The 26,569-nt window shown below is 44.8% G+C and carries 26 protein-coding genes, 5 tRNA genes and 2 rRNA genes (1 of these 33 running past the window's edge); 14 read left to right on the top strand and 19 right to left on the bottom strand.

Annotation, left to right across the window (positions count from 1 at the left end; genetic code table 11):
• A 23S ribosomal RNA gene (locus M0C34_RS12820) occupies positions 1-1,172 on the top strand (it extends 1,717 nt beyond the left edge of the window).
• A 113-nt stretch (positions 1,173-1,285) separates the two neighbouring features.
• Positions 1,286-1,401, top strand: a 5S ribosomal RNA gene (rrf, locus tag M0C34_RS12815).
• Between the two features lie 666 nt (positions 1,402-2,067).
• Here the strand turns inward: rrf and M0C34_RS12810 are convergent.
• The 11 genes from M0C34_RS12810 to M0C34_RS12760 all read right to left on the bottom strand — a co-directional run bounded on the left by M0C34_RS12810 (position 2,068) and on the right by M0C34_RS12760 (position 11,437).
• A complete protein-coding gene (locus M0C34_RS12810; protein WP_248712079.1) occupies positions 2,068-2,301 on the bottom strand; it encodes a hypothetical protein in 234 nt (77 codons plus the stop codon).
• Positions 2,302-2,411: 110 nt separating this feature from the next.
• Entirely contained in the window at positions 2,412-3,308 is an 897-nt protein-coding gene (galU, locus tag M0C34_RS12805) for a UTP--glucose-1-phosphate uridylyltransferase GalU (RefSeq protein ID WP_248712078.1), read from the bottom strand.
• 178 nt (positions 3,309-3,486) lie between these two features.
• Positions 3,487-3,759, bottom strand: coding sequence for a ComEA family DNA-binding protein (locus M0C34_RS12800; protein WP_248712077.1), 273 nt, complete (start codon positions 3,757-3,759; stop codon positions 3,487-3,489).
• A gap of 139 nt (positions 3,760-3,898) precedes the next feature.
• Entirely contained in the window at positions 3,899-4,198 is a 300-nt protein-coding gene (locus M0C34_RS12795) for a YciI family protein (RefSeq protein ID WP_248712076.1), read from the bottom strand.
• A 5-nt stretch (positions 4,199-4,203) separates the two neighbouring features.
• Positions 4,204-4,764 carry a septation protein A gene (locus tag M0C34_RS12790; RefSeq protein WP_248712075.1) on the bottom strand — a complete coding sequence of 187 codons (561 nt, stop codon included), beginning with the start codon at positions 4,762-4,764 and terminating at the stop codon, positions 4,204-4,206.
• 70 nt (positions 4,765-4,834) lie between these two features.
• Positions 4,835-5,641 (bottom strand): tryptophan synthase subunit alpha, encoded by an 807-nt coding sequence (gene trpA, locus M0C34_RS12785; RefSeq protein ID WP_248712074.1) that lies wholly within the window; start codon positions 5,639-5,641, stop codon positions 4,835-4,837.
• A complete protein-coding gene (gene trpB, locus M0C34_RS12780; RefSeq protein WP_248712073.1) occupies positions 5,641-6,831 on the bottom strand; it encodes a tryptophan synthase subunit beta in 1,191 nt (396 codons plus the stop codon). Before trpB ends, trpA begins: the two co-directional genes overlap by 1 nt.
• A gap of 50 nt (positions 6,832-6,881) precedes the next feature.
• On the bottom strand, positions 6,882-8,267 hold the full coding sequence (trpCF, locus tag M0C34_RS12775) for a bifunctional indole-3-glycerol-phosphate synthase TrpC/phosphoribosylanthranilate isomerase TrpF (RefSeq protein ID WP_248712072.1): 1,386 nt from the start codon (positions 8,265-8,267) through the stop codon (positions 6,882-6,884).
• Positions 8,264-9,268: an anthranilate phosphoribosyltransferase gene (trpD, locus tag M0C34_RS12770; RefSeq protein WP_248712071.1), complete on the bottom strand. Its 1,005-nt coding sequence runs from the start codon at positions 9,266-9,268 to the stop codon at positions 8,264-8,266. Before trpD ends, trpCF begins: the two co-directional genes overlap by 4 nt.
• A complete protein-coding gene (locus tag M0C34_RS12765; protein WP_248712070.1) occupies positions 9,268-9,864 on the bottom strand; it encodes an aminodeoxychorismate/anthranilate synthase component II in 597 nt (198 codons plus the stop codon). The genes trpD and M0C34_RS12765 overlap by 1 nt, the downstream gene beginning before the upstream one ends.
• Positions 9,854-11,437: an anthranilate synthase component 1 gene (locus M0C34_RS12760; protein WP_248712069.1), complete on the bottom strand. Its 1,584-nt coding sequence runs from the start codon at positions 11,435-11,437 to the stop codon at positions 9,854-9,856. The genes M0C34_RS12765 and M0C34_RS12760 overlap by 11 nt, the downstream gene beginning before the upstream one ends.
• A 241-nt stretch (positions 11,438-11,678) precedes the next feature.
• Between M0C34_RS12760 and rnm the strand changes: the two genes are divergently transcribed.
• The 5 genes from rnm to rluB are packed head-to-tail and all read left to right on the top strand — an operon-like array spanning position 11,679 to position 15,419.
• Positions 11,679-12,503, top strand: coding sequence for an RNase RNM (gene rnm / locus M0C34_RS12755; RefSeq protein ID WP_248712068.1), 825 nt, complete (start codon positions 11,679-11,681; stop codon positions 12,501-12,503).
• A gap of 42 nt (positions 12,504-12,545) precedes the next feature.
• The gene (locus tag M0C34_RS12750; RefSeq protein ID WP_248712067.1) at positions 12,546-13,166 is read left to right on the top strand and encodes an L-threonylcarbamoyladenylate synthase; all 621 of its coding nucleotides are present in this window, start codon (positions 12,546-12,548) and stop codon (positions 13,164-13,166) included.
• On the top strand, positions 13,163-13,975 hold the full coding sequence (locus tag M0C34_RS12745; RefSeq protein WP_248712066.1) for a segregation and condensation protein A: 813 nt from the start codon (positions 13,163-13,165) through the stop codon (positions 13,973-13,975). Before M0C34_RS12750 ends, M0C34_RS12745 begins: the two co-directional genes overlap by 4 nt.
• A gap of 2 nt (positions 13,976-13,977) precedes the next feature.
• The gene (gene scpB, locus M0C34_RS12740; RefSeq protein WP_248712065.1) at positions 13,978-14,532 is read left to right on the top strand and encodes an SMC-Scp complex subunit ScpB; all 555 of its coding nucleotides are present in this window, start codon (positions 13,978-13,980) and stop codon (positions 14,530-14,532) included.
• A gap of 26 nt (positions 14,533-14,558) precedes the next feature.
• Positions 14,559-15,419, top strand: a complete 861-nt coding sequence (rluB, locus tag M0C34_RS12735; protein WP_248712064.1) for a 23S rRNA pseudouridine(2605) synthase RluB — start codon at positions 14,559-14,561, stop codon at positions 15,417-15,419.
• 46 nt (positions 15,420-15,465) lie between these two features.
• Here rluB and M0C34_RS12730 read toward each other — a convergent pair whose 3' ends face one another.
• The 3 genes from M0C34_RS12730 to M0C34_RS12720 all read right to left on the bottom strand — a co-directional run bounded on the left by M0C34_RS12730 (position 15,466) and on the right by M0C34_RS12720 (position 17,507).
• Complete coding sequence (locus M0C34_RS12730) at positions 15,466-16,062, bottom strand: Yip1 family protein (RefSeq protein WP_248712063.1); 597 nt, start codon at positions 16,060-16,062, stop codon at positions 15,466-15,468.
• A 190-nt stretch (positions 16,063-16,252) separates the two neighbouring features.
• On the bottom strand, positions 16,253-17,002 hold the full coding sequence (gene lpxH, locus M0C34_RS12725) for a UDP-2,3-diacylglucosamine diphosphatase (RefSeq protein WP_248712062.1): 750 nt from the start codon (positions 17,000-17,002) through the stop codon (positions 16,253-16,255).
• 7 nt (positions 17,003-17,009) lie between these two features.
• Entirely contained in the window at positions 17,010-17,507 is a 498-nt protein-coding gene (locus M0C34_RS12720) for a peptidylprolyl isomerase (protein WP_248712061.1), read from the bottom strand.
• A 152-nt stretch (positions 17,508-17,659) separates the two neighbouring features.
• On the opposite strand from M0C34_RS12720, the gene cysS reads away from it, so the two are divergent.
• Positions 17,660-19,039: a cysteine--tRNA ligase gene (cysS, locus tag M0C34_RS12715; protein WP_248712060.1), complete on the top strand. Its 1,380-nt coding sequence runs from the start codon at positions 17,660-17,662 to the stop codon at positions 19,037-19,039.
• A 44-nt stretch (positions 19,040-19,083) separates the two neighbouring features.
• Here the strand turns inward: cysS and M0C34_RS12710 are convergent, their stop codons facing one another.
• From M0C34_RS12710 to M0C34_RS12700, 3 genes are all read right to left on the bottom strand, one after another.
• Positions 19,084-19,812 (bottom strand): substrate-binding periplasmic protein, encoded by a 729-nt coding sequence (locus M0C34_RS12710; RefSeq protein ID WP_248712059.1) that lies wholly within the window; start codon positions 19,810-19,812, stop codon positions 19,084-19,086.
• Between the two features lie 97 nt (positions 19,813-19,909).
• Positions 19,910-20,767: a bifunctional methylenetetrahydrofolate dehydrogenase/methenyltetrahydrofolate cyclohydrolase FolD gene (gene folD / locus M0C34_RS12705; protein ID WP_248712058.1), complete on the bottom strand. Its 858-nt coding sequence runs from the start codon at positions 20,765-20,767 to the stop codon at positions 19,910-19,912.
• A 180-nt stretch (positions 20,768-20,947) separates the two neighbouring features.
• A complete protein-coding gene (locus M0C34_RS12700) occupies positions 20,948-22,612 on the bottom strand; it encodes a putative transporter (RefSeq protein ID WP_248712057.1) in 1,665 nt (554 codons plus the stop codon).
• A gap of 100 nt (positions 22,613-22,712) precedes the next feature.
• On the opposite strand from M0C34_RS12700, the gene M0C34_RS21210 reads away from it, so the two are divergent.
• The 6 genes from M0C34_RS21210 (at position 22,713) to M0C34_RS12675 (ending at position 23,692) form a co-directional block, all read left to right on the top strand.
• Positions 22,713-22,847: a hypothetical protein gene (locus M0C34_RS21210; RefSeq protein WP_256469273.1), complete on the top strand. Its 135-nt coding sequence runs from the start codon at positions 22,713-22,715 to the stop codon at positions 22,845-22,847.
• Positions 22,848-23,043: 196 nt separating this feature from the next.
• Positions 23,044-23,120 (top strand) — tRNA-Pro (locus M0C34_RS12695).
• Positions 23,121-23,165: 45 nt separating this feature from the next.
• A tRNA-Arg gene (locus tag M0C34_RS12690) sits at positions 23,166-23,242 on the top strand.
• A gap of 33 nt (positions 23,243-23,275) precedes the next feature.
• Positions 23,276-23,351, top strand: a tRNA-His gene (locus tag M0C34_RS12685).
• A gap of 43 nt (positions 23,352-23,394) precedes the next feature.
• Positions 23,395-23,479, top strand: a tRNA-Leu gene (locus M0C34_RS12680).
• A gap of 136 nt (positions 23,480-23,615) precedes the next feature.
• Positions 23,616-23,692: transfer RNA gene (locus tag M0C34_RS12675), tRNA-Pro, on the top strand.
• A 986-nt stretch (positions 23,693-24,678) separates the two neighbouring features.
• On the opposite strand, the gene M0C34_RS12670 is transcribed toward M0C34_RS12675, so the two are convergent.
• Positions 24,679-25,464 (bottom strand): hypothetical protein, encoded by a 786-nt coding sequence (locus M0C34_RS12670; RefSeq protein WP_248712056.1) that lies wholly within the window; start codon positions 25,462-25,464, stop codon positions 24,679-24,681.
• 315 nt (positions 25,465-25,779) lie between these two features.
• Positions 25,780-26,286, bottom strand: coding sequence for a type II secretion system protein (locus M0C34_RS12665; RefSeq protein ID WP_248712055.1), 507 nt, complete (start codon positions 26,284-26,286; stop codon positions 25,780-25,782).
• Between the last annotated feature and the right edge of the window lie 283 nt (positions 26,287-26,569).

Here is a 26,569-nt window from a genome sequence, read left to right as displayed (position 1 = left end):
TCTCTAAGCTGTTGGGAGTCGCAGATACCAGTTGGCTGCAACTGTTTATTAAAAACACAGCACTGTGCTAAATCGAAAGATGACGTATACGGTGTGACGCCTGCCCGGTGCCGGAAGGTTAATTGATGTGGTTAGCGCAAGCGAAGCTATTGATCGAAGCCCCGGTAAACGGCGGCCGTAACTATAACGGTCCTAAGGTAGCGAAATTCCTTGTCGGGTAAGTTCCGACCTGCACGAATGGCGTAATGATGGCCAAGCTGTCTCCACCCGAGACTCAGTGAAATTGAAATTGCCGTGAAGATGCGGTGTACCCGCGGCTAGACGGAAAGACCCCGTGAACCTTTACTACAGCTTGACACTGAACATTGACCCTACATGTGTAGGATAGGTGGGAGGCTTTGAAGCGTTGTCGCTAGATGATGTGGAGCCGACCTTGAAATACCACCCTTGTAGTGTTGATGTTCTAACGTTGGTCCCTTATCGGGATTGCGGACAGTGTCTGGTGGGTAGTTTGACTGGGGCGGTCTCCTCCCAAAGAGTAACGGAGGAGCACGAAGGTTGGCTAAGTACGGTCGGACATCGTACGGTTAGTGCAATGGCATAAGCCAGCTTAACTGCGAGACAGACACGTCGAGCAGGTACGAAAGTAGGTCATAGTGATCCGGTGGTTCTGTATGGAAGGGCCATCGCTCAACGGATAAAAGGTACTCCGGGGATAACAGGCTGATACCGCCCAAGAGTTCATATCGACGGCGGTGTTTGGCACCTCGATGTCGGCTCATCACATCCTGGGGCTGAAGTCGGTCCCAAGGGTATGGCTGTTCGCCATTTAAAGTGGTACGCGAGCTGGGTTTAGAACGTCGTGAGACAGTTCGGTCCCTATCTGCCGTGGGCGTTTGAGAATTGAAAGGAGCTGCTCCTAGTACGAGAGGACCGGAGTGGACGAACCGCTGGTGTTTGGGTTGTTATGCCAATAGCATTGCCCAGTAGCTACGTTCGGAACTGATAACCGCTGAAAGCATCTAAGCGGGAAGCAGGCCTTGAGATTAATTCTCACTAGGACTTTAAGTCCTCTGAAGGGCCGTTGGAGACTACAACGTTGATAGGCAAGGTGTGTAAGTGCTGTGAGGCATTGAGCTAACTTGTACTAATTACCCGTGAGGCTTAACCATACAACACCCAAGTGGTGTTGCTTATAGATACCTTATTTTTTATGACCAAGAGTACTTGTTATACTCGTGGGATGTTTTCAGCTTTTTCGAATGTTAAAGACAACAAGTTTTTGCCTGGTGGCAATAGCGTTGTGGACCCACCTGAACCCATGCCGAACTCAGAAGTGAAACGCAACTGCGCCGATGATAGTGTGGGGTCTCCCCATGTGAAAGTAGGTCACTGCCAGGCGCCTATTTAGAGAAAGCCTATCCTAAGGGATAGGCTTTTTTTATGCCTGAGGTTTAGCCACAGGCTACCACGCTGAGCTGATAGCCATAGATAGCCAGTGAGCGTCGACAGATACCACCAAACGCTTATTAAATGACCTCGTTGTCGAAAGATAGCGGGTTTTTTTATTGCGTGTTTATCGGTGACAGTGTTTGTATCGTTAAGATGAAAGAATGTGCCAGTATGCTGTTCCCAAAATAAGGGGGTTAAGCGCTCAGCAAATGACTAACAATAATTTCAATTCTAAAGCGATGGGTAGCTAAGATTTTAACGGCTGTTGCTGAAGTTTTGTTGGCAGGAATGATCTCTCCACAAGTCGGCATTGTAATGCCTATTACTTATGTAGAGTAGCTCTCAGTTCGGCTTTAATCGAGACTTAATATTAACCAGAGAAAAACAGCCAGCGCTATTTAAGTGTATATGGGGTTAAAGCGTGGTCGGTGTGTTCTACAATGAGTGAGCGGGTCACAGAGCGTTGTATATGGCTATAGCGTCATACGGTGTTAAATAAATAGAATAGGGTAACAGAGAGCCGATGAAGCGTGGTGAAAGGTCTGAGGAACTGACGGTTGTGTTTGAAATAAAAATGACGAACCGAAGTTCGCCATTAACAATTACGATCTAACTCTACTGGGCAGTAGAAGTAGCAGTAGAAGTCGATGAGCCCGTAGTTGAATCATTGCTTTGATTTGCTGCAATACCTACTACAGCTACACCAGCAGCAACACCACCAACTACACCAGCGGTTACGCCAGTAGCGCCAGCGGCTGAACCACCAGCTGCGCCAGCAGCTGCTTCTTGAGCTAAAACATTACCTGACATTGCAAGTGCCGCAGCTGCAACTAAAACTAATTTTTTCATGAAATTTCCCTGTATAAAAAAATGCATTACTTCTTTATTGTATGACTTCGATGGCATGTTTTCCACACCTGTTTATACTTTTATCACTGATTGCGCTGATTTTCCAGTTATTAAAGTTTTAGATCTGCTAAATATTTCTTAAAGCGATCTTTTAGCTCCGGGTGGCGTAAACCGTATTCGACAAAGGCTTTTAGATACCCAAACTTGCTGCCACAATCATGGCTTTTCCCTACCATATAGTAGGCTTGTGCCTTTTCTTTTTTCATTAAACTGGCGATAGCGTCGGTGAGCTGAATTTCGTCGCCGGCTCCAGGAGGGGTTCTGGCTAATTCTTTCCATATTTGCGCTGATAATACATAGCGACCTACCACGGCTAAGTTAGAAGGAGCCTCATCTACAGAGGGTTTTTCTACGGTTGCAATCATGTCTGCCGATTCACCCGGTCCGATGTTTGCGCCATTGATATCAGCGATACCAAATTTACTGACATCTTCTTGGGCTACAGCTTCAACCATGACTTGACTGGAGCCTGTATCATCAAATTTTCTCACCATATCGGCGAGGTTTTGGGTTTTCAAATCTGAGGTTGAGTCATCTAAAATGACGTCGGGTAACAACACCGCAAAAGGATTATCACCGATTAAAGGTTTAGCGCATAAAATAGCATGCCCTAGGCCTTTAGCGACACCTTGTCGTATATGCATAATGGTGACGTCTTTAGGGCATATAGAACGAACTTCTTCCAGTAACTGGCGTTTAACCCGTTTTTCAAGGGTGGCTTCTAACTCAAAACTGGTATCAAAATGGTTCTCAATAGAGTTTTTACTTGAATGAGTCACTAAAATGATTTCTTTGATGCCTGCGGCGATGGCTTCTTGCACGACATACTGTATTAAAGGCTTATCTACGATAGGCAGCATCTCTTTAGGGATAGCCTTAGTGGCGGGTAACATTCTAGTTCCTAAGCCGGCAACGGGGAGAACCGCTTTTTGTACTTTAGTGGTCATTTCAGTCTCTTGAAATTAAAAATATGCACGGCACTTTAACATGTGAAAATGACAATTAAAATTAGCTTAATTCATAACTGTGTACGAATTGACAGAGTTGTTATTATTTTCGCTCTCAGGTTCACGCCCTAGCATTAATTGCTAACTGCGGGCGCAGTTGTTTGTTTATATATCAGCCTTATTCGACGAACAACTTGTCTTTGTTATCTAGGTAAATCGTCTCTCCCACACCCGGTACCAGCACTATTTGCTCGACATTTTTAAAGTCTCCGTGCTGCTTTCGGTATTCTACTATGGCGATTGATTTACTTTTTCCGATACCTTTTAGAGTTACTAACTGTTCAGCGTTAGCCGTATTAAGGTTTAAGGCCTGGGTGTTTTCAGTCGCATAGAGTGGATTTAGGCCAGCAACGCAAAGCACTAAGGTGAGTAACAGTGTTTTTATTTTCATGGTTTCGCTCCTTTTTGATAAAACCATGAATAAGACTAGAGTAAGTTTTTAAATAACAAATGACTCAATTGGGTGAAATTGACAAAAACGTGAATAAATAGGCGCGAAAAGCTAGGCGAGATAACTCGCCCAGTGAGAATTACGGTAAGACCTTTTTAAAAGGTTTAACAATGACAGTGTCATAGACACCTGCTTCAATGTATGGGTCTGCGTCTGCCCAGCCTTGGGCGTCTTCTAGGCTAGCAAATTCGGCAATCACTGTTGAACCGGTAAAACCCGCTTCAGCGGGGTCTTCTGCATCAATGGCAGGGTTGGGGCCAGCCACGAATAAACGACCTTCATTGAGCAGGTCTTGCAGTCGAGCTAGGTGTGCGGTTCTGGCGAGCTTGCGTTTCTCTAAACTGTTTTCTACATCTTGAGCAAAAATAACATACCACATGGCCATTAATCCTTCTTTTGAGATAGCGAGTCTTGTTGTTCTTTAGGTAAATGTTTGTATAAGTAAATTACCGTAGCAACGGTGAATAATAAGGTTAAGCCAAGTAAACCAAAGACTTTGAAATTTACCCAGACATCTTCAGAGTAGTTGAAAGCGATATAAAGGTTTAAGGTTCCACAGCCGATAAAAAAAAGTGCCCAAGCCACGTTCACTTTGCCCCATACCGCATCAGGTAATTGCATTTCTTTACCAAGCATCTTCTTGATGAGAGGGCTACCAAACGGGAACTGGCTAAGCAATAGCACTACACCAAACAACCAGTTAATAACGGTTGGCTTCCATTTGATAAAATCATCATCGCGCAGTACTAGGGTGAGCCCGCCAAACACCAAAATAAGAACGAAAGAAATCAGATGCATCTTCTCAACTTTCTTATTTTTTAAATACGAGATGGCTAACAAAACCGCCGCTGCGATAATCAGAGCCAGTGTTGCAGCATAGATATCTTGCATTTTGTAAACGGCGAAAAAAATAATTAGCGGAATAAACTCGAAAAACTGTTTCATAATTTCCCAGTGCTAGCTGATAGTAAAAAGCCGCTAAAATAGCGGCTTTTGATAGTAGCAAGTTCTAATCTTAAACGGTAGCGGCTTTCATAGAAGCGGTAAACTCACGCAGTGAGTCTAGCATTTGTGGTTTATCGTCAAGATGTGCCTCTATAATTTTCACCACTGCAGAACCCGATATCGCACCAGCGGCCCCAGCAGCAATGCTGTCTTTTACTTGTTTGGGGGTGGCAATACCAAAACCCAGTAAAGCTGGCGGTGCGCTATATTGTTGCAATTTTTCAAGAAGGTGAGCGATCGGTGCTTCTGCTTTGGTCTCGGTGCCTGTGACTCCTGCGCGGCTGACTAAGTAGGTATAGCCCTGTCCGTATTCAGCCACCTTGGCTAGCGTTGCATCATCGGCGTTTGGAGGGGCAATAAAGATGCTTTGTAATCCGTGCTTATTCGCTGACTCTCTAAAAGGAGCTGATTCGCGAATTGGCGCATCAGCAACCAACACAGAATCTACGCCTGCTTCAGCTAGCTTTTGGTAAAATACATCGATGCCAGTAGAGTAAACCAAGTTTGCGTATAATAATAAGCCAATGGGGACTTCCGGGTGTTTATCACGAATGCTCTTAATCATTTCGATACATTTTGGTGGGGTCACGTTGGCAGCAAGGGCCCTTACGTTCGCGCCTTGTATAGTCGGCCCATCGGCTACCGGATCAGAAAAGGGAATGCCTAGCTCTAAAGCGTCTGCTCCGCCTTCTACTAATGCATCAACAATGGCTAATGACTGCTCAAGGTCAGGGTCACCTAATGTCACAAACGGTACAAATGCGCCTTGCTGCTTAGCTGCTAAGCGTTCAAATAAGTTAGCGTAACGTTGCGTCATTATAGGCCTCCTCGTTGTTCGAAAATTTCTGCCACTGTAAAGATATCTTTGTCGCCTCGACCAGATAGATTCACCAGTAATATTTGTTCTTTGTCTTTATCTTGCTTCGCCAATTTAAGGGCGTAAGCCAAAGCATGTGCTGACTCTAGAGCAGGAATAATTCCTTCACTTTCCGCTAAAGTTTGGAATGCACTTAAAGCTTCTTCATCAGTCGCTGATTCATAGCTGGCACGACCAATCGCGTTTAGGTGAGCGTGTTGAGGGCCTACTGACGGGAAGTCCAACCCTGCCGAAATGGAGTAAGACTCTTCAATTTGACCATTGGGATCTTGCATCAATAAAGAGTGCATGCCAAAAAACATCCCCTTACGGCCATGTTTTAGTGGTGCGCCGTGTTGATCGGTATCTATCCCTTTACCCGCAGGCTCAACACCAATCAGTTGCACGCCTTCTTCTTCAATAAAGTCGGCAAACATGCCAATGGCATTAGAGCCGCCACCCACACAAGCAATCACTGCATCAGGCAATCGACCTTCGGCTTTTAAGATCTGTTGTTTAGCTTCTTCACCAATCATTTTCTGGAACTCGCGCACAATGGTGGGGAAAGGGTGCGGGCCCGCAGCCGTGCCAAGCAAGTAATGGGCGGTGTCGTAACTGGCTGCCCAATCACGGAGGGCTTCATTACACGCGTCTTTCAGTGTTGACGAACCGCTATGAACGGGAATCACTTCAGCGCCCATCAGCTTCATGCGGAATACATTTGGCTCTTGGCGTTCGCAGTCAACCGCGCCCATGTAGACACGACATTTTAAGCCAAGTAGTGCGCAGGCCAACGCGGTGGCTACGCCATGCTGGCCGGCACCGGTTTCTGCAATAATTTCTTTTTTACCCATGCGCTTTGCTAGCAGGGCTTGGCCTAATACTTGGTTAGTTTTGTGAGCACCGCCGTGCAGTAAGTCTTCACGCTTGAGGTAAATTTTCGTTTTTGTCCCCGCGGTGATGTTTCGGCAAAGCGTTAGGGGGGTAGGTCTACCTGCATACTCAGTCAATAGGTGATTGAATTCTTCTAGAAATTCAGGATCCTGCTGGGCATCAATAAAGGCTTGCTCAAGTTGGTCTAAAGCGGGCACCAAAATCTGTGGTACAAACTGGCCACCAAACTCGCCAAAATAGGAATTTAATTTACTCATTATCGACTCTTATTCTTAATAAAGGGCTACTGTTACTAATCAATGTACGATTAGTACTGTCTAATTTTTTCAAACGCCGTTTTTATTTTTGCTGGGTCTTTGATACCGGGCGCTTGTTCTACGCCAGAGTTTAGATCAAGACCGGCAGCGGCAAAAGCTAAGGCGTTTTGAATGTTATCGGGGTTAATACCGCCAGCTAACATCGCACCGTGGCTGTGCTCACCTAACAGTTGCCAATCAAATGCTTGGCCAGTGCCACCACATTGACCTGCCACCTTACTATCAAATAGTACTTTGTCGGCGTTAATGGGGGCTGTCGGTAACTCTTGGTCCACCGCTAGCGCTTTCCAAACTAAGCTGTGTGTAAGTCGATCTTTAAGTTGCGCGATATACTGCTCATCTTCGTCACCGTGTAACTGAACAGCATGCAATTTAAGGTGATTGGCGACCTCAGCTACTTGTTCTACGGGGCTATTTACAAATACCCCGACAAAATTTAGTGGTGCAGCACTAACTAGCTGTTCAGCAAGCTTAAGGCTAACTGCGCGAGGAGACTTTTCAGCGAAAATCAGGCCACCATACACCGCACCAGCTTGATGGGCGGCGACGACGTCTTGATCGCGGGTCAAACCACAAACTTTGTTTTCACCTAAAATTAATTTGCGGCAAGCCAAGTCTACATCGTCTTGACTCATTAGCGAGCTGCCCACTAAAAAGCCGTTGGCGTATTTAGATAGCTCTCTAACCTGCTGATGTTTGTAGATACCAGACTCGGAAATAATGATTCGGTCTTCTGGAATTTGCCTAGCTAGCTCAGGAGTACGATCCAAAGTGATCGAAAGATCGCGCAGGTTGCGATTATTTATACCGATAACCTTGGCATTTAGCGCAATGGCTCTCTCTAGCTCTTGCTGATTACTCACTTCGGTCAATACGCCTAATTTGAGCTTATGAGCAACTTCAGCAAGCAAGCTATATTCATTATCGTCAAGTACCGACAGCATTAGTAAAATGGCATCAGCTTGGTGATAACGAGCTAAATAAATTTGGTATTCATCAATAAAGAAGTCTTTGCATAATACCGGCTGCGGAACTTGCTGTCGCACCGTGGTCACGTAGTCAAATTCACCTTGAAAATACTTGCTATCGGTTAACACTGAAATAGCTGCCGCGTAATGTTTATAGACGCCAGCGATCAGGTCTAAATCAAACTCTGGGCGAATTAAGCCCTTTGAGGGTGAGGCTTTTTTACATTCCAATATAAACTTAGCTGGGCTGCCAGATAACGCTTGGTAGAAATCTCGGTCAGTGGGGACTACTTCATCAATAAAGCTCGCCAGTGGCTGTTGCTGCATTCGTTCGGCTAACCAAATTTCTTTATCGGCGACAATTTTGTCTAAAATAGTGGTTTGTTTTGCTTCGTTCACTTGGCTCACTGACTCATCTCCGCTAATTTATTTGCTAGGATTAGCGGGCGACCAGATGCCATTTCATCGATTGCCATTTGTACGCCTTCAGCGACGTTGTCCGTCTTATTAGCTAACTTGAGTAATACTGCTACGTTTACCGCCACTGCGGCTTGCTGAGCGGCTGTGGCTTTGCCTTGTAGTAAGTCGATAGTAATCGCTTTATTTTCTTCTGGTGTGCCACCTTTAATGGCGTCTAAATCGGCTTGTGTTACGCCAAAATCACTTGGGGTTAATGTATATTCGGTGATGCTATCACCGTTGACTTCAGCGATTTGAGTACGACCATGGATAGCGACTTCGTCGAGCCCGGCACCATGAACCACCATCGCTTTTTTCATACCCAGTTGTTGTAAAGTATGAGCAATAGGGGAAATCAATGCAGGGTCATATACACCCATCACTTCCATGGTGGGATGTGCAGGGTTAATAAGCGGCCCTAGTACATTAAAAATGGTACGTGTTTTTAGTGTCTGGCGCACAGGCATGGCATGGCGTACGCCAGCATGATATTGCGGAGCAAATAGGAAACATAGTCCAAGTTCATCTAAACAGCGGCGGGCTGTTTCAGGGCTCATTTGAATGTTAATTCCCAAGGCGGCTAATAAATCCGATGATCCAGATTTACTCGACACGCTGCGATTACCGTGTTTGGCCACTTTTACGCCTAAACTGGCAGCGACAAATGCAGACGTAGTCGAAATATTGATGGTGTTATGACCATCACCGCCAGTGCCGACTATATCGGCAAACGGGTAATTGGGGCTAGGGAAAGGCGCCGCATTTTCGAGTAATGCACGCGCAGCTCCGGCTATTTCTTGAGGTTTTTCACCCTTAATTTTTAAAGCCGTTAACAAGGATGACAATACAATAGGGTCTACTTCACCTTGAATAACCTGAGAAAATACTTGTTGCGCTTGCTCAGTGCTGAGGTCTTGTCCTTGATATAGCTGTTCGAGAATAGCCTGCATTATTGCTGCTCCTGTTGTATGGCCCAGTCTAGGCTTCGGGCCAATAATGTGGCCCCTTCGCTGGTCAATATTGATTCCGGGTGGAACTGAAAGCCCACCACCTTATCTTGTTCGTTAATAACAGCCATTGGCATCTTTTGATAATGGGCGCTTACTGTTAACTCTTCAGGCATCGAAGTGGCGACCAAAGAGTGGTAACGAGCCACTGGCAGTGGGTTGCTTAAACCTTTAAACATTAAACGGTTGTCGTGCTCAATAGCGGAAGATTTCCCATGAACGATTTCTTCCGCTTTGCCTACAACGCCACCATAGCTTTCAACTAAGGCTTGATGACCTAAGCAAATACCAATTATCGGTACTTGGCCTTTACATAAATCGATAAGCTCTAACATACAACCCGCCTGCTGCGGATTGCCAGGGCCGGGAGACAACACTAATACTGGTGGGTTAGGGCTGTCATCGATGTGTTGTTTAATTTCGCAAGCACTTAAATGGTTACGGTAGATGCGAACATCTAAACCTTGGCTACGAAATTGGTCCACCAAGTTGTAGGTAAACGAGTCAAAGTTATCCAGTAGAAATACACTATGAGTCATGGCTAACGTCCTTTAAAGTAGAGCCGTGGGCGCGAGCAATGGCGTTTAATACTGCCGCTGCTTTGCTACGGGTTTCATCGGCTTCTGCTTGTGGTAGTGAATCATACACGACACCAGCACCGGCTTGTACATGTGCAAGCTGATCTTTTACAAATGCAGAGCGAATCACAATACAGCTGTCCATATCGCCGTTGCCAGTAAGATAACCAACTGCTCCACCGTAACTGCCGCGGCGTTTTTGCTCTACCTGACGAATGAGTTCAGAGGCGCGAATTTTAGGCGCGCCTACTAAGGTACCCATATTCATACAGGCTTGATAAGCGTGCAGGGCATCTAAATCACTCCGTAAGGTGCCAACGACTCGCGACACTAAATGCATAACGTGGCTGTAACGGTCTACTTTGAGTAAATCAGCTACGTGACGAGTGCCGGGTTCACTAATACGCGCAACATCGTTGCGTGCTAAGTCAACCAGCATGATGTGTTCAGCGGTTTCCTTTTTATCTAAACGTAGTTCTAACTCTAGGCGACCATCTAGGTCTTGGTTGATTGAGCCATCTTCATTAAAACCGCGTCTACGGGTGCCTGCAATAGGATAGATTTCTACATCACGGCTATCCGCTGAATACTTAATCGCACTTTCCGGCGAAGCGCCAAACAACACAAATTCGCTGTCTTGCAAATAGAACATGTAAGGGCTTGGGTTAGTGATTTTCAGTTCGCGATAAGCTGCCAAGCTATCAGGGCAAGACAGTGTGAAACTGCGAGAAGGTACCACTTGAAAAATATCGCCTTGGCGAATGTAGTCTTTCATGGTCTCTACATTTTGGCAGAAGTCACGGTCACTAATGTCGGCTTCAATTTTGCCTTGGTAGTTGTTGAGGTCTGGCGTGGCTTGTTGGTGGTTTTCGTGCTCACAGAGTTCAACTAAATGCGCCAAACGTTGGTTTATTCGTGTCTGCTCGGCATCGTCATAAATAGAGCCAATAATGTGGCTAACTTGCGCTTGGTGATCGATCAATAACAGCGTTTCGGCTAAATAAAACTGGTAGTCTGGGCAGATGTTAGTGCTGTCGGCAACATCTTGCAGTTGCTCAAAGCTGGCGATGAAATCGTAGGCAAATACGCCGCCAATAAATACGCCTTTATCTAAATCGCTTAGCTCACCGTACAGTTTGATAATGACCCGCAGCGCATCAACCGGTGAATTAGCTTTTAAGCGTGAATCTTCGTCTAAGTTGGCAGCGGGGAGAGGGTAGTTGAGCTCTAGTTGGGTCGTGTTGTGCAGGCTGATCAGTGAGGCGTCTATATTATCAGCTACAGCTGCGATGACCGATTGACCGTTTAGCGATACGGCTGAAAAACTAACTTGGCGGCCTGTGCAGGTAATTTTTAATGCAGCATCGGCAAGAATTAAGCTTTGCAGGTTTTCCTTACTATCAATCTCACTCGATTCTAGTAAAACATTATGCTGGCTTTCTTTACACAATTCTTGATAAAGGCTAAGAGGATCATGCACATAACTAGCATCTATCTGGGTATTGCTTAATTGCACCCTAGGGTGGTTACTCATGGTTCGTTACTCCTGGTTAAGGCCGTAGCGCAAATATAAAAAAGCCCGCGTTAAGCGGGCTTTTTGTTGTTCTGTACAATGTATTGGAAATACAACAACTCACACCCGTCTATTTCGGAGTGCGCCACCACCAAGATTTATTGGTTAGAAGAAAAGTTGTCATGTTTATCCTTAGTCATTCTGATAAACTAAGTTAACTGTAAATGACACGACCAAGTCAAGAAAAAATTTAGGAAATTTAATGCGATTTGATTTGCATTGCCATACTACTGCTTCAGATGGGGGCCTCAGCCCCAAAGAAATAGTAATGCGAGCCGAAAACATGCAAGTCGACGTTTTGGCTATTACTGATCACGATACCACTGCCGGAGTGGCAGAAGCGCAAGCTAACGCTAAACATTTACAAATTATCGCTGGAACAGAAATATCAACCGCCTGGCATGCCTTTGATATCCATGTGGTAGGTTTAAACCTCGATACTTCCCATCAAGGCCTGCAAGATAATTTGTTGCAGCAAAGAGATAAGCGAGAAATTCGTGCTCTCGAGATGAGCCGTCGTCTAGATAAAGTTGGCATCGTAGATGTATACACGCAAGCTAAACAGCTTGCTGGAAGTGCTCCGCTAACTCGTTCTCATTTTGCTAAAGTACTGATAGAGCGCGGTGTAGCGGCTAACTTCAATAAAGTATTTGATAAATACCTGAGCCGTGGCAATACCGGCTATGTGCCTAATAACTGGATGAGCATTGGCGAAGCGGTAGCCGTTATTCAACAAGCGGGTGGCGTAGCAGTATTAGCGCATCCCACCCATTATGAGTTGTCTAATAAATGGGTCCGCAAACTGATCGCTGAGTTTGCCGAAGCAGGGGGGGATGGTATCGAAATAGCCATGCCTCAAATATCTAAAGACCAGTTATCTTGGTTGGCTGATTTAGCTGAGCAACATCAGTTAAGTGCTTCACAAGGCTCTGATTTTCATCATCCTTCCCCTTGGCGTGAGTTAGGTAGAGGGCTACACTTACCTGAAAAGTGCCAACCGATTTGGCAACGTTGGCAAAGCCAATAGCCTTCAAGTGTTGTTAAGGCTATCGAAATAGCAGGAACCTTTATGAGTCAATTTTTCTACGTTCATCCAGACAACCCTCAGCAGCGTTTAATGAAACAAGCGGCAGCACATATTCAACAGGGTGGGGTGGTGATATATCCCACTGACTCAGGCTATGCCATTGGCTGCCATATTGGTGATAAAGCCGCATTAGAACGAATATGTCGAATTCGTCAACTTGATAAAAATCATCATTTTACGCTGATGTGCCGAGATTTATCCGAAATTTCGGAATATGCGCGAGTAGGTAACCAAGCTTACCGCCTGTTACGCAGCTGTACTCCGGGAGCTTACACCTTTATTTTTAAGGGCACTAAAGAAGTGCCACGTCGCTTACTGAATCCAAAGCGTCGCACTATTGGTATTCGTGTGCCCGATAACAAAATTGCCTTAGCGATGTTAGAAGCCTTGGGTGAGCCACTCATGTCATCAAGTTTAATTTTGCCGGGCAATGATTTTACCGAATCAGATCCGGAACAGATCAGAGATGCCTTGGAGCACCAAGTAGATTTGATTATCAACGGTGGTTATTTAGGTGAACAACCTACTACCGTTATCGATTTATCTGAAGATGAAGCTGAAATTTTACGCCATGGCGCGGGCGATACCAGCCCTTTCGAGTGAAACAAGTCAAGGTGTCGTTAACTCAACAGCTAACCTTAGCCAGTGTTAATGGTGAACCGTGGCTAGACTTTCCCGAAGACTTATTTATTCCGCCCGATGCGATGGAAGTTATTCTTGAGCAGTTTGAAGGGCCTTTAGATTTATTGCTGTACTTAATTCGCAAGCAAAAACTCGACATTCAATACTTACCCGTATTGGCGATTACCCAGCAATACATGGAGTATATTGAAGCCATGCGCTTGCTAAAATTGGAATTGGCCGCAGAGTACTTAGTGATGGCAGCATTGCTGACCGAAATTAAATCTCGAACCCTGTTACCAATACAAGAACATGATGAGGAAGAGGACGACCCTCGCGCGATGTTAATTCGTCGCTTACAAGAATACGAATTATATAAAGATGCCACCGATAAGGTTGATCAACTGCCTCGCCAGCAACGCGATACTTACCCTGCTTCGATTGCGGTACCAGAAAACTTACCCATTAAATGGGTGTACCCAGAAGTCAGCATGGATGACCTCGTTCAAGCTATGCGTGGCATTGCTCAGCGAGTGGCAAATTTTGAGCATCACGAAATTAAACGGGAAAAGCTGTCTACTCGACAACGAATGAGTGATATTTTGGCCAAGTTACAAGAGCACCGTTTTGTGGATTTTTCTCAGCTATTTACTGTCTCTGAGGGGCGTAGCGGTTTAGTCGTGAGCTTTTTAGCCATACTAGAGCTTATTAAAGAGGGCTATATTAAGTGTGTGCAAAGCCAGCCGTTGATGGCAATTCAAGTTATTTTAGTTAACACGGAAGATTGCTAGCCATGGCCTCTAAACCCAACTTAGTGAAACTAGTAGAAGCCGCATTATTTGTCGCTGCTCGCCCGTTATCGCTTAAAGAATTACAAACCACAGTATTGGCCGATGTGGGTTTAGCCCGTGCTCAAGTTAATATGATTTTGGAAGAACTCGGCCAGCGTTACCAAGACTCGGGGATCGAGCTAGTAGAAACTGCTTCGGGCTTCCAATTTCGAGCGCGTCAAGAGTATGCCTCTCAATTGGCGAACTTGTGGGCTGAAAAAGCGCCTAAATTCAGTCGCGCAATGCTCGAAACGCTCACCCTTATTGCATATCGTCAGCCAATAACAAGGGGGGAAATTGAGGCTATTCGGGGGGTAGCGGTGAGCAGCCATATTATTAGTGTATTGAAAGAGCGACATTGGATCCGTGGCGTTGGCCATAAAGAAATACCGGGCAGACCAACCCTATTTGCCACAACATCTGCTTTTTTAGACTACTTTGGTTTGAAAGATCTGGCTGATTTGCCAGAATTAGATCAATCTTTACTTGAAAAACTGCCGCAAGGCTTTCAGACTTAGCGCACTTTACCATCCGGATAAAAAATATGAGTGAAAAACTTCAAAAAGTCCTGGCTCGCAGCGGTCTAGGTTCACGTCGTGAGATGGAAGCTGTCATTGACGCAGGAAGAGTAAGTGTCGGTGGGGAAAAAGCCAAATTGGGTGACCGCATCGAAGAAGGATCTGAAGTTCGAGTTGATGGTCGAATTATAGAAATTTTAAAAGTTGAAGATACGATATGCCGTGTTCTTGCTTACCATAAGGCTGAAGGTGAAATTTGCTCGCGCAATGATCCTGAGGGACGTGAAACCGTATTTGATCGACTACCACGCTTAAAGAACGGCCGTTGGATAGCGGTTGGCCGTTTAGATATTAATACCTCGGGTTTATTGTTGTTCACCACCGATGGGGAATTAGCCAATCGTTTAATGCACCCTAGTTTTGAAGTTGAACGTGAATACGCGGTGCGTGTATTTGGTGATGTTGATGATGATATGATCCGCCGTTTACGTAGCGGTGTCGAACTGGAAGATGGCAAAGCCACCTTTACGACAGTAAGGCGTCAAGGTGGTGAAGGAATCAACCAATGGTATACCGTGACACTTAGTGAAGGCCGAAACCGCGAAGTAAGACGGATGTGGGAATCACAAGGTGTGCAAGTAAGCCGCCTTATTCGCGTCCGTTATGGTTTAATTCCGCTACCAAAAGGCTTACCAAGAAGTGGTTGGCAAGAGATGCCACTCGAACAGGTCAATTATTTGCGTAAGCTGGTGCAGCTAAGCAAGGAAGAAAATACGGTGATAAAGATTGATGATAGAGTGCGTAGCTCGCAACGCATCAGAAAATCAGTACGTAAACACCGTTCCAGAACACAGAGTCAAGCGGCTAAAAGAAGACGTTTGAAATAGAAAAAAGCTCGCAGAATAGCGAGCTTTTTTATTGCAAGTTAATGAACTAGTTAGCGAATATTGGACCCGCGCCACTCGACCAAAGAATCACAGTGGCGATTAAAATAGTCACTAGCATGACTAAGCCTACGGTAACTAGGCTACTAGCATAAATAAACCCGCGCTCTTCAGGTATATGCATGATAATGGGTACACCGGTGTAAAGCAGATAAACCGCATAGGTTACCCCAACTAAACCTGCCACCATCACAAACCAAGGTTCTGGATATAAAGCGGCGAAACCTACCATGAAGATAGGCGTAGCCACATAGGCTGACAATTCTAAGGTTTGCTGATAACTGGTATCGGTGTTAAAGGTTTTTGCCATCCATTGTGCGGCGTACGCAAGGCAAAGCACACTGGTTACTAAGGCCGCATACATTGCCACCGACATGAATATGGCACTTTCGCTAGTCAAAGAGAAGCTATTCGCTCCCACCTTCCAGCCGATATGTACGGTTGAGAAATACCCACAAATGGCTGGAATCAGCGCCATTAGTAGTAAATGTGATAAGCTCGCACCAATCCCTTCGTGGTGCTTATCAATGTCTTGCCATTCTTCTTTTGTGTGTGAAGCTAGTCCCCAAACATGACTAAATAACATAGGCGCATCCTCGCAAAATTAACATTAGTGCAACATTTATAGTTAAGTTATGCGTTATGTCTGCTAAGTCGTCAAGTAGTTTATTAAATAAACAATTTTAACACTTTTAGTCTAAAGCTATTTTAATCAGTCACTTGGGATGTTTTGATGGGATTTGGCAAAAGCAAACTGCGATTGCCTAAAGTTGAATTTATTGACCGAGCTCAAGCTTCTGCTGCTGGTTGTTGGCGCTAAGCGTCAGGCTATCTTTGTCGATACACAGTACGCTCATTTGTTGGTACCAATCACCCAATACAACACGGTACTTTGGTGTTGTACCACTCAGTGCTAATTGATGGATCTCGGGGCGATGAGTGTGGCCGTGGATCATGTAATCGATGGGATATTGGGCAAAGCGTTGTTCAACCGTTTGTTGATTCACGTCCATAATACCTAAGGATTTACTGGTATTGGCTTGCTTACTCTTACTACGAATTTTGTGGGCGATGCGTTGCCGAACGAATAAGGGGAGTAACAAGAACAGTGTTCTCAACCAAGGTTTTTGAGTAACTTCGCGGTATTTTTGATACCCCTCATCATCGGTACATAATGTGTCACCGTGAAGAATCAGTACTTGTTTACCGTATAGCTCAACCAGCTTCTCCTCTTCAAGTAAGATCATACCGCAACGCTTAGCGTAGGCTTTACCCAGCATAAAGTCGCGATTACCATGGATAAAGTAACAGGCTACGCCTTTATCAGTAAGAGTCTTTAATGCGGTTTCAACTTGTTTAGCAACGGTGGTTTTCTCATCATCGCCTATCCAAAACTCAAATAGATCACCGAGTATATAAAGGGCATCCGATGCAGGTGCTTGTTGTTCAAGGAAATCAAGAAAGGCCCGAATGATATCGGGCCGGTCTTCACTTAGATGTAAATCTGAAATGAAATAGGTCGGCACGTGAAGTTTATTCCGCTACGCTAACTGACTTAATCACCACTTCTTCGAGTGGTACATCAGAATGAACGTAGCCAAAATTACCGGTGTCAACACCTTTAATTTTGTTGACAACATCCATACCTTCTACAACTTCAGCAAATACACAATAGCCCCAGCCTTCACTGGTTTCAGCTTTAAAATCGAGGAAAGTATTATCATTTACATTGATAAAAAACTGAGCAGACGCTGAGTGTGGGTCCATGGTGCGGGCCATCGCCAGCGTACCGGTTTTATTTGATAAACCGTTGTTAGCTTCATTTTTAATCGGCGCTTTAGTTTCTTTTTCTTCCATACCAGCAGCAAAGCCACCGCCTTGAACCATAAAGCCGTCGATGACACGGTGGAAAATAGTATCGCTGTAAAAACCGTCTTTAGCATAAGCCAAAAAGTTTGCCGCGGTTTCTGGAGCTTCAGCTGCATTTAGTTTTACGACGATATCGCCAAAGTTTGTATGTAAAGTAACCATTTTTTCACCCTTTTTTGGTAAGTGCACCGATTCTAAACTTTCCTATGCGTACTGACTAGTCACCACGCTTAAATCGGCTGTTTTTCCTAGTGGGCGGTGTTAGAATATCCCGCTCTAGTGTTAGTCAGTGAATGGAACAGGAAACCAATTAGATGTTACAGATATACAATACTTTGACCCGCAAGAAACAAGCTTTTAAGCCCTTAGTAGAGGGAAAAGTGGGTATGTATGTTTGTGGAATTACCATTTACGACTACTGTCATATTGGTCATGCGCGAACGTTCGTTGCCTTTGATACTGTAGCGCGCTATTTACGTTGGTCGGGATATGAGCTGAATTTTGTGCGCAACATTACTGATGTTGATGACAAAATCATAAAGCGGGCAGCCGAAAATGGCGAGAGCTGTGAAGCGTTAACCGAGCGCTTTACTGCCGCGATGCATGCTGATTTCGATGCTTTGAATATGTTACGACCTGATATTGAGCCGCGGGTAACTACCCATATGCCAGAAATCATCGAGGTTATCGAAAAGCTAATCGCTAATGGTCATGCCTACCTTGCAGAAAGCGGTGATGTGCTGTTTGAAGTCAGCACTTATGCCGATTACGGAAAATTAAGTTTACAGAATTTAGACATGTTGCAAGCGGGTGCCCGCGTTGAAGTGGAAGAAGATAAACGTAGCCCTTTAGACTTTGTACTGTGGAAAAGTGCCAAGCCGGGAGAGCCTATGTGGGATTCACCCTGGGGCCAAGGCCGCCCAGGTTGGCATATTGAATGTTCGGCAATGAACATGAAACATCTAGGCGAAGTATTTGATATTCATGGTGGTGGCTCCGATCTCACCTTTCCACATCATGAAAACGAAATTGCTCAGTCTTGCTGTGCCCACAAAACCAATTATGTTAATTATTGGATGCACTCAGGCATGGTTCAGGTAGATAAAGAAAAAATGTCTAAGTCTTTGGGCAACTTCTTTACTATCAAAGATGTACTGGAAGTATACGACCCTGAAACGGTGCGTTACTTTTTGTTATCCGGCCATTATCGCAGCCAATTAAATTATTCTGAAGATAACTTGAAACAATCTCGTTCAGCCCTTGAACGTCTATACACTGCGCTTCGGGGTGTAGCGCTACAGCCTATCACTGACAGCGCAGCGCAAGATTATCGTGCACAGTTTAAAGCAGCAATGGACGATGACTTTAATACGCCAGAAGCTTTACCTGTGTTGTTTGAGCTAGCCAAAGAGATTAACCGAGCTAAAGACAGTGACGCAGCATTAGCCGGGCAATACGCCAGCTTGTTGTTAGAGCTAAGTGCGGTGTTGGGTATTCTTGGCCAGGATGTCGATACTTTTTTGCAAGGCGAGCATGATAGCGAAGTGGCAGAGATTGAAGCGTTAATCGTTGCTCGTAATCAGGCTCGAGCGGATAAAGATTGGGCAGCAGCAGATATTGCACGTAACCGCCTAACTGAAATGGGAATTGTATTAGAAGATGGGGCAGCAGGGACGACTTGGCGTAAGGCCTAGTTCGCTCAAGCCCTGTCCATTAAAAGGCAGCTTAGGCTGCCTTTTTACATACGGTATTTAACAAGAAGTTGTTGATACTGATCGGTTTGGGTGACCTTGGTCAATGCCGCGCGGAAACGTTTCAAATAATTGGGGTCAGTACCTTGGCTAAAGGCAAAACAGCCCTCTAATTCACCTAAACGGTAAACGGATTCAAAAAGCTCTTCATCAAAACCTAGCGCAATCGCCGTTTGAGTGATGACCTCAGGCTCAGAAGCAATAACATCTACGCGTTCACGCTTAAGCATGCGCAGCGCTTTTTCTAAATCTTCGGTTAGGGCAATTTGTTCGTATTCAACGCCTTTATATAATAAAAGCTGCTCACCAACGCTCGCCTTCATTGCGCCAAATAGTAGATTTGAAGTTGAATCAACAGTATCTAATGTTATCGCTCGAGACTTTAAGGCTATTAATTCTATATCGGAAGTGGTGATAGGGCAGGCCCAATGAAACATTTCCTCACGCCTCGGACTACGCATTGTTAAGAAAAGCGCCATATTGGGTCGGTGCTGAAGCAGGTAGTAAGCTTTTTCCCAATTCTGTACTTTAATGGCTTGGGGCTCTTGGCCCATCTCTTGCCAAACCAATCTAAGCAACTCGACTGAAATACCGGTTAAATGCGCATCTTCAACATAATTGAATGGACGCAGGTTTTCCGTTACAAAGGTAACCGTATCCGCTCGGCTGAAAAACGGTAGGCTTAAACTTAAAAGTAATAGGTAACGGATCAACATAGGCATTCCTAAATATCAATTCCTTTTAAAATTAGCTTACTTTTGATTATGTTGCCGCAGAATAAGCGAATGCTTTGTCAAACATTCGCTTTAAGCACTATTTATCGTGAAACTGCTCACAAGCTTCTAAGGTATTCTCTATTAGGGTTGCAACGGTCATTGGGCCAACCCCTCCTGGAACGGGAGTTATATAAGCAGCATGTTGACTGGCAACTGCATATTCTACATCACCGGCTAGTTTTCCACTCTCCAAACGGTTAATGCCAACATCGATCACCATAGCGCCAGGTTTAATCCATTCTCCAGGGATAAATTGTGGTTTACCTACTGCTACAACAACTAAATCTGCGCGGCGAACGTGGGCTTCTAAATCTTTGGTAAATCTATGGCAGGTTGTTGTTGTACAGCCCGCTAGCAATAGCTCAAGAGTCATTGGGCGGCCAACGATATTGGATGCGCCAACGACAACGGCTTCCAAGCCATATGGGCTAACACCAGTCGATTCGATTAGGGTAATGATACCCTTAGGCGTGCACGGGCGAAGTGCAGGTATACGCTGTGCTAAACGACCGATGTTATAAGGATGGAAGCCGTCAACGTCTTTGTCAGGTCGAATGCGTTCAATAATTTTGGTTTCATCAATGCCTTGAGGAAGAGGAAGTTGAACCAAAATACCATCGATAAGTGGATCATTGTTTAGCTCATCAATTGCGGCTAATAAAGCTTGCTCATCGGTGTTGTCATCAAGGTCAATAGACTTTGATATAAAGCCAACTGCTTCACATACTCTACGCTTGCTTCCTACATAAACCTGAGAAGCAGGGTTGTCACCTACTAATATCACCGCTAAGCCTGGAGCGCGTTTTCCTTCAGCTATACGTTGCTTAACGCGTTCAGCGACTTTGTTTTGAACTTGTAAGGCAATTTTTTTTCCATCAATTATTTGTGCAGACATCGATTCTTCTTTAACTAGTGATTGACGATTCTCGATGGCGCTATTTTGGCATGATAGACAAACAAATGTCAGATTTTTTTGAAGTGAATGATGGCTTTTTTTTAACCGCTCGCCTCAGCGGAGGACCAGATTAGCCAGTCGAAATAAAAAAGCCTACCCGAATGGGGTAGGCTTAAAGGTTTAGGCTGCCACCCAAAGTAAAACGGCAATGACTTGTGGTGAGAGGATCCTTAAACACATAACCAAAGGATAAACCGTTGCATATGCCAAGGCTGAAGCCCCTGAGGTACTGTGTATAGAATTGGCAAAAGCTAAGGCTGGTGGATCGGTCATTGAGCCAGCCATTAAGCCGCATAGGCTCAAGTAATTGACTTTGAAAACATAGCGACCAATAAAACCAATGATCAGTAGCGGAATGAGTGTAATAAATGCCCCGTAGAACATCCAATCTAAACCATCACCCTCAACTAATGTTTCGATAAAGTTAGCACCAGAATTAATCCCAACTACGGCGAGAAATAATACGATGCCAATCTCACGTAAGGCTAAGTTGGCACTAGGAGGCATAAACCAATATAAACGCCCGATACTGCCAATTCTAGCAAGTACAATTGCTACAATCAGTGGACCGCCAGCTAAACCCAACTTAAGTGGTGCGGGTAAACTTGGTATCGCTAAAGGTAATGAACCAAGTAAAACGCCTAAGCCAATACCGATAAAGATAGGTAGCATTTGTACATGTTGCAGTTTACTGCGCACATTGCCTAAGCTTTTTGCAACCTTGTCAATATCGGCACTAGGGCCAACAATGTTTAAGATATCGCCGAATTGTAGAGTGGTATCTTTATTTGCTATCAGCTCTACGCCAGCTCGGTTCAAACGAGAGATGACCACATCAAAACTGTGTTTTAAATCTAGCTCACTGAGCTTTTTACCTAATATACGTTCTTCGGTCACCACCACGCGTTCACTGCGTAATAGGGTGCCTTTGGTAGAAAGAGACTCGTTAATTTCTTGGCCAATAATCAATGTGGCTTGCTCGAGTTTTTGGCGGCTAGGCCCCACAAGATGCAGATAGTCACCACGATGCATTAACATATCAGGTGTAGGGACTTTAAGTTCACCATCCGATTTGACGCGTGAGCAAACTAAATCTTCGCCAATGAGCTTGCTCAATTCAGAAAAGGCCAAGCCATCGAGGTTAGGGTTTTCGATAATCACGTTAATGTCTTGTAAGCTTTGTTTCTTCTTACCTTTAGCGCTATCGAAATCTTCAGCTTCTTGGTCAATGTTGATGCGAAAAGCCAATCGAATAATCCACATTGATAATAAAATACCCAGAATCCCAAAGGGGTAGGCCATCGCGTAACCTAAGCCTAGCACCGTGGTTTCTTCGGTAGCCATACCAAGTTCTTGTAATATTTGTTGGCCTGCGGCTAATGAGGGGGTATTAGTTACCGCGCCGCTATATATACCTAAAAATACATTAAGGGGTAAATCAAAGATAAAGTGCAGAGCTACCGCTGTCACCCCACCTAAAAGTACAATGCCTACCGCCAGTAAGTTGAGTTTAAGGCCACTGGCTTTCAGTGAGGCAAAGAACCCTGGGCCTACTTGAATGCCGATGGTATAAACAAAAAGGATAAGGCCAAATTCTTTAATAAAATGCAGTGCGTGTGGGTCGAGGTGCCAACCAAATTGTTTGATAAAGTGGCCAACAAACAGCCCTCCAAACAATACGCCTCCGATACCCAGACCAACGCCACGTATTTTTAAACCGCCAAACCAAAGTCCTAAAACAGCAACAACGGATAAGACTAAGATTGATAAAGCTACTTCGCTCATGAGATTCCATTCCAACGTCAGTAATAGTGTGTTTTTAGCAAACCATGAGAGACTACTACTTTAGTCGTACCTTACTATTGATTTGGATTAATAAACCACCATGAATCAGCCAATTAGAAATAAGGTGGCGATTTTATTTATTTGGCCACAGATCTTAGGCGGCGATCGCGCCGTTAATAAGGTGATTGGTGACATTAAGCGCTGTTTTGAGATGATTATTGTTCAATTTGGCTAAGCTGTGACCAAACGGTAAATATGATTAAAAAACTGTTTGACGCTGACCATTCAAGTGGGTAGTATTCGCCTCCGTTGAAGGGCACAAAACAGTGCTTTAAACAAACCGGTGATAAGCGCAGCTTGGTAGCGCATCGTCGCGAAGCTCATAAAGAGTGGGACCAGAGGGTTAGCCTTCTATATAATATCAAGGTAATCGGTGATTAGCGCAGCTTGGTAGCGCATCTGGTTTGGGACCAGAGGGTCGGGAGTTCGAATCTCTCATCACCGACCAAATTTTAAAACTTAGTGTTACACTAGGTTTATTGACGCTAAAGATGCGCCCTTAGCTCATCTGGATAGAGCAACGGCCTTCTAAGCCGTAGGTAGTAGGTTCGAGTCCTACAGGGTGCGCCAATTATATGCTTTAATTAGCATGAAAAGTTTGTGGTGGGTATAGCTCAGTTGGTAGAGCCCCGGATTGTGATTCCGGTTGTCGTGGGTTCAAGCCCCATTACTCACCCCATTTACTCTGCACATCACCTAGTGATGTGCAGAAAGATAGTTTTGCGGAAGTGGCGGAATTGGTAGACGCGCTAGATTTAGGTTCTAGTATCGCAAGGTGTGAGAGTTCAAGTCTCTCCTTCCGCACCATTATTGGTGTAAGCGTGGGTAACGCTTTAAATATACCAAACAGTTTCGGTGATTAGCGCAGCTTGGTAGTGCATCGTCGCGAAGCTCATAAAGAGCGGGACCAGAGAAAATCTGGTAAACATACTAAGTCAAATTTCGGTGATTAGCGCAGCTTGGTAGCGCATCTGGTTTGGGACCAGAGGGTCGGGAGTTCGAATCTCTCATCACCGACCACTACATTAAGCCTCGTCAGTAATGACGGGGCTTTTTTGTTCTTTGATGCCGGTGGAAAGTTTGTAGGGCATTGGCGCTTACGGATATGCCCAGAGGGTCGGGAGTTCGGCTCTTATCCTTGGCTCATCACCGAGTTCTGCATTAAGCGTAGTCAGCAATGACGGGGCTTTTTTGTTTCTGTTATTTGACCGTAGTTGAACGTACTTGGTTTGAGACCAGAGGGTCGGGAGTTCGGCGTTTATCCTTGGCTCATCACCGAGGTCTGCATTAAGCTTCGTCAGCAATGACGGGGCTTTTTTGTATCTGTTATTTAACCGTAGTTGAACGTACTTGGTTTGAGACCAGAAGGTCGGGAGTTCGGCTCTTATCCTTGGCTCATCACCGAGTTCTGCATTAAGCGTAGTCAGCAATGACGGGGCTTTTTTGTTTCTGGTATTTGACCGTAGTTGAACGTACTTGGTTTGGGACTAGAGGGTCGGGAGTTCGGCTCTTATCCTTGGCTCATCACCGAGTTCTGCATTAAGCGTAGTCAGCAATGACGGGGCTTTTTTGTTTCTGGTATTTGACCGTAGTTGAACGTACTTGGTTTGGGACTAGAGGGTCGGGAGTTCGGCGCTTATCCTTGGCTCATCACCGAGGTCTACATTAAGCCTCGTCAGCAATGACGGGGCTTTTTTGTTCTTTGATGCCGGTGGAAATTTTGTAGGGCATTGGCGCTTACGGATATGCCCAGAGGGTCGGGAGTTCGGCGCTTATCCTTGGCTCATCACCGAGGTCTACATTAAGCCTCGTCAGCAATGACGGGGCTTTTTTGTTTCTGTTATTTGACCGTAGTTGAACGTACTTGGTTTGGGACTAGAGGGTCGGGAGTTCGGCTCTTATCCTTGGCTCATCACCGAGTTCTGTATTAAGCCTCGAAAGCAAAGACGAGGCTTAATAGTGTTGCTCATTATTATTGTGGTTCGTAGTGCTTAGGCGAAGCCTGTCTAGCTTAATCGTCTGCGACTAAACCCGCTCAATAGCACTAAGCCTAAACCTAATATCGCTAAGGTGCTTGGTTCATCAACGGCATGAATTGTCATTTCGCCAGTGATACTTACCTCTCGCGAGGCTAACTCTTCGTCGCCCCGATAAGCCATCTCTTCTGCTCCTGCTATGTTGAAGTCCCAGCGCCACGCTATTTCCACACCTTGTTGCCAAAGTTCATAGATTGAAGCATCCATGCCACCTGTTGTAATGTTAAAAAAGTTTTCGGTGAGGTCATCATCTACACCAGGCTGATACCAGTCGTAATTGAAAAAACCACCAATATGACTATTACCTACTTCTAAATGACCATCAACAAGTTCGAGCTCCGCAATTTTAACTGTTTCTTGGGTTGCTGTGTTGTGAAGGTGGAACCCAAAGGAGGTATAGTTGTCGTAGTTAGCTACACCGTCGATATAGCTTCCAGATAAGCCCTGATATTCGAGATCTAATAACCAATCTTCCCCTAAGTTTAGGGTCTCTAGCCCCGAAGTATAAGGAAGCAGGCCCATCAAACCACCGGTTCCTGAATTGCTAAACGTGGAGCTGTCATTAGGCATGCAACCGTTAGTATCGCAGGTGCCATTATATAGCTCTGAATGGGACTCGCTAACAATGCTTAGTGCCGAAGCCTTGCCGGTGTAGACTCCATCCCCAAAGGGAGATAAGTATATCTCTGCTGCATAGCCACTAAGAGAGGTTGTTGCAAATAAGCTTGTGACAATGATCGTTTTGTAAATATTCATAGTCGTTATCCTAATATTTAATATTCCATTATTAACCTTACTTTTATTGCGGTTATTATTAAGCACCTAACGGGCCAACACTAATAAGTGATTGTTCTATCATTAGTTGTTGCTCAGCGGTAATGATCAAATTATCATTAGTGTAAAATATTCAGACACTACAAAAGCTTGGGTGTTATCTAATTGTTATTTTAATGTTGCTTTTGTGTTCATCGATTGTGTTAAGGAGCGTGAGTGACGGGCACTCTAATTGGGAGGGGAAGCATGCGAGTTAACTATTCGCAACGATAACTAAAAGGCGTTTTAAACGGTAGTTCAACAGCCGTCTGTGATTAACGCATAAATTGGCGGGGTGGTGGCGTTACTTGCTTGGGTATACTGAAAATAACAGTTGTCGTCAGTCACCTGACCATTGTCGTTACGATCGTAACCAAGGTAGGTAAATGCAATGCCTTGTTCTTGCAATACAAAGGTGTCGTCAATATCAATACGTTTTGTGATGTCGGTATTGTCGAGATAACGCCACTTTAAGCGCACATCAGGGCTGTCGGGGTTGAACACATCAAAGATGCCATCACCATCCATATCCACGTCAATTAAGTCTGCTCGGTTCGGTACTTGTTGAGCCACATAGCTAGGCATATAGGATTTTAACGTCAGTAAATCATTGGCGGCTTTTACACTCACTTTGATTTGTTCAATGGTATTAATACGTGCGTCACTAGACAGATTGAGTAATTTAGGTGCAGCTGTTACCGCAAGGATCCCTAAAATTATAATCACTACTACTAACTCGATTAATGTGAATCCGGCGTTCTTCATCGTTCCTTAATGATGACTACATTGGCTAATCGTCGCAGTATACAAACACCTACAATTGTTCACCTAGTGCATTTTAGAGTATTAAGACTAGCTTTGTGACGCGGATAATATTTAACGATGAAAATGGTCCTAAAGTGACTAAGTGGAAAATATACGTAGGAAGTGGTGAGGATTTGCCCAAACAGGTATGCGCAGTAGCAAATATTTACGCGATATCTAGGATAATATAGCGATCAGTCTCGACCTAGGCTAAAACCACGGCTATAATGCGGCGTTTTGAAAT

This window comes from Agarivorans sp. TSD2052, assembly GCF_023238625.1.
In the GTDB taxonomy this organism is placed as follows: Bacteria; Pseudomonadota; Gammaproteobacteria; order Enterobacterales; family Celerinatantimonadaceae; genus Agarivorans.
Note: the sequence above shows the minus strand (reverse complement) of the source record. Positions and strands in the feature narration are given on the sequence as shown.

What these genes read in the sequence shown, in the direction of transcription:
- M0C34_RS12810 (WP_248712079.1), bottom strand. Translation starts at nt 2,301, where the DNA reads ATGAAAAAATTAGTTTTAGTTGCAGCTGCGGCACTTGCAATGTCAGGT.
- galU (WP_248712078.1), bottom strand. Translation starts at nt 3,308, where the DNA reads ATGACCACTAAAGTACAAAAAGCGGTTCTCCCCGTTGCCGGCTTAGGA.
- M0C34_RS12800 (WP_248712077.1), bottom strand. Translation starts at nt 3,759, where the DNA reads ATGAAAATAAAAACACTGTTACTCACCTTAGTGCTTTGCGTTGCTGGC.
- M0C34_RS12795 (WP_248712076.1), bottom strand. Translation starts at nt 4,198, where the DNA reads ATGTGGTATGTTATTTTTGCTCAAGATGTAGAAAACAGTTTAGAGAAA.
- M0C34_RS12790 (WP_248712075.1), bottom strand. Translation starts at nt 4,764, where the DNA reads ATGAAACAGTTTTTCGAGTTTATTCCGCTAATTATTTTTTTCGCCGTT.
- trpA (WP_248712074.1), bottom strand. Translation starts at nt 5,641, where the DNA reads ATGACGCAACGTTACGCTAACTTATTTGAACGCTTAGCAGCTAAGCAG.
- trpB (WP_248712073.1), bottom strand. Translation starts at nt 6,831, where the DNA reads ATGAGTAAATTAAATTCCTATTTTGGCGAGTTTGGTGGCCAGTTTGTA.
- trpD (WP_248712071.1), bottom strand. Translation starts at nt 9,268, where the DNA reads ATGCAGGCTATTCTCGAACAGCTATATCAAGGACAAGACCTCAGCACT.
- M0C34_RS12765 (WP_248712070.1), bottom strand. Translation starts at nt 9,864, where the DNA reads ATGACTCATAGTGTATTTCTACTGGATAACTTTGACTCGTTTACCTAC.
- M0C34_RS12760 (WP_248712069.1), bottom strand. Translation starts at nt 11,437, where the DNA reads ATGAGTAACCACCCTAGGGTGCAATTAAGCAATACCCAGATAGATGCT.
- rnm (WP_248712068.1), top strand. Translation starts at nt 11,679, where the DNA reads ATGCGATTTGATTTGCATTGCCATACTACTGCTTCAGATGGGGGCCTC.
- M0C34_RS12750 (WP_248712067.1), top strand. Translation starts at nt 12,546, where the DNA reads ATGAGTCAATTTTTCTACGTTCATCCAGACAACCCTCAGCAGCGTTTA.
- scpB (WP_248712065.1), top strand. Translation starts at nt 13,978, where the DNA reads ATGGCCTCTAAACCCAACTTAGTGAAACTAGTAGAAGCCGCATTATTT.
- rluB (WP_248712064.1), top strand. Translation starts at nt 14,559, where the DNA reads ATGAGTGAAAAACTTCAAAAAGTCCTGGCTCGCAGCGGTCTAGGTTCA.
- M0C34_RS12730 (WP_248712063.1), bottom strand. Translation starts at nt 16,062, where the DNA reads ATGTTATTTAGTCATGTTTGGGGACTAGCTTCACACACAAAAGAAGAA.
- M0C34_RS12720 (WP_248712061.1), bottom strand. Translation starts at nt 17,507, where the DNA reads ATGGTTACTTTACATACAAACTTTGGCGATATCGTCGTAAAACTAAAT.
- cysS (WP_248712060.1), top strand. Translation starts at nt 17,660, where the DNA reads ATGTTACAGATATACAATACTTTGACCCGCAAGAAACAAGCTTTTAAG.
- M0C34_RS12710 (WP_248712059.1), bottom strand. Translation starts at nt 19,812, where the DNA reads ATGTTGATCCGTTACCTATTACTTTTAAGTTTAAGCCTACCGTTTTTC.
- folD (WP_248712058.1), bottom strand. Translation starts at nt 20,767, where the DNA reads ATGTCTGCACAAATAATTGATGGAAAAAAAATTGCCTTACAAGTTCAA.
- M0C34_RS12700 (WP_248712057.1), bottom strand. Translation starts at nt 22,612, where the DNA reads ATGAGCGAAGTAGCTTTATCAATCTTAGTCTTATCCGTTGTTGCTGTT.
- M0C34_RS21210 (WP_256469273.1), top strand. Translation starts at nt 22,713, where the DNA reads ATGAATCAGCCAATTAGAAATAAGGTGGCGATTTTATTTATTTGGCCA.
- M0C34_RS12670 (WP_248712056.1), bottom strand. Translation starts at nt 25,464, where the DNA reads ATGAATATTTACAAAACGATCATTGTCACAAGCTTATTTGCAACAACC.
- M0C34_RS12665 (WP_248712055.1), bottom strand. Translation starts at nt 26,286, where the DNA reads ATGAAGAACGCCGGATTCACATTAATCGAGTTAGTAGTAGTGATTATA.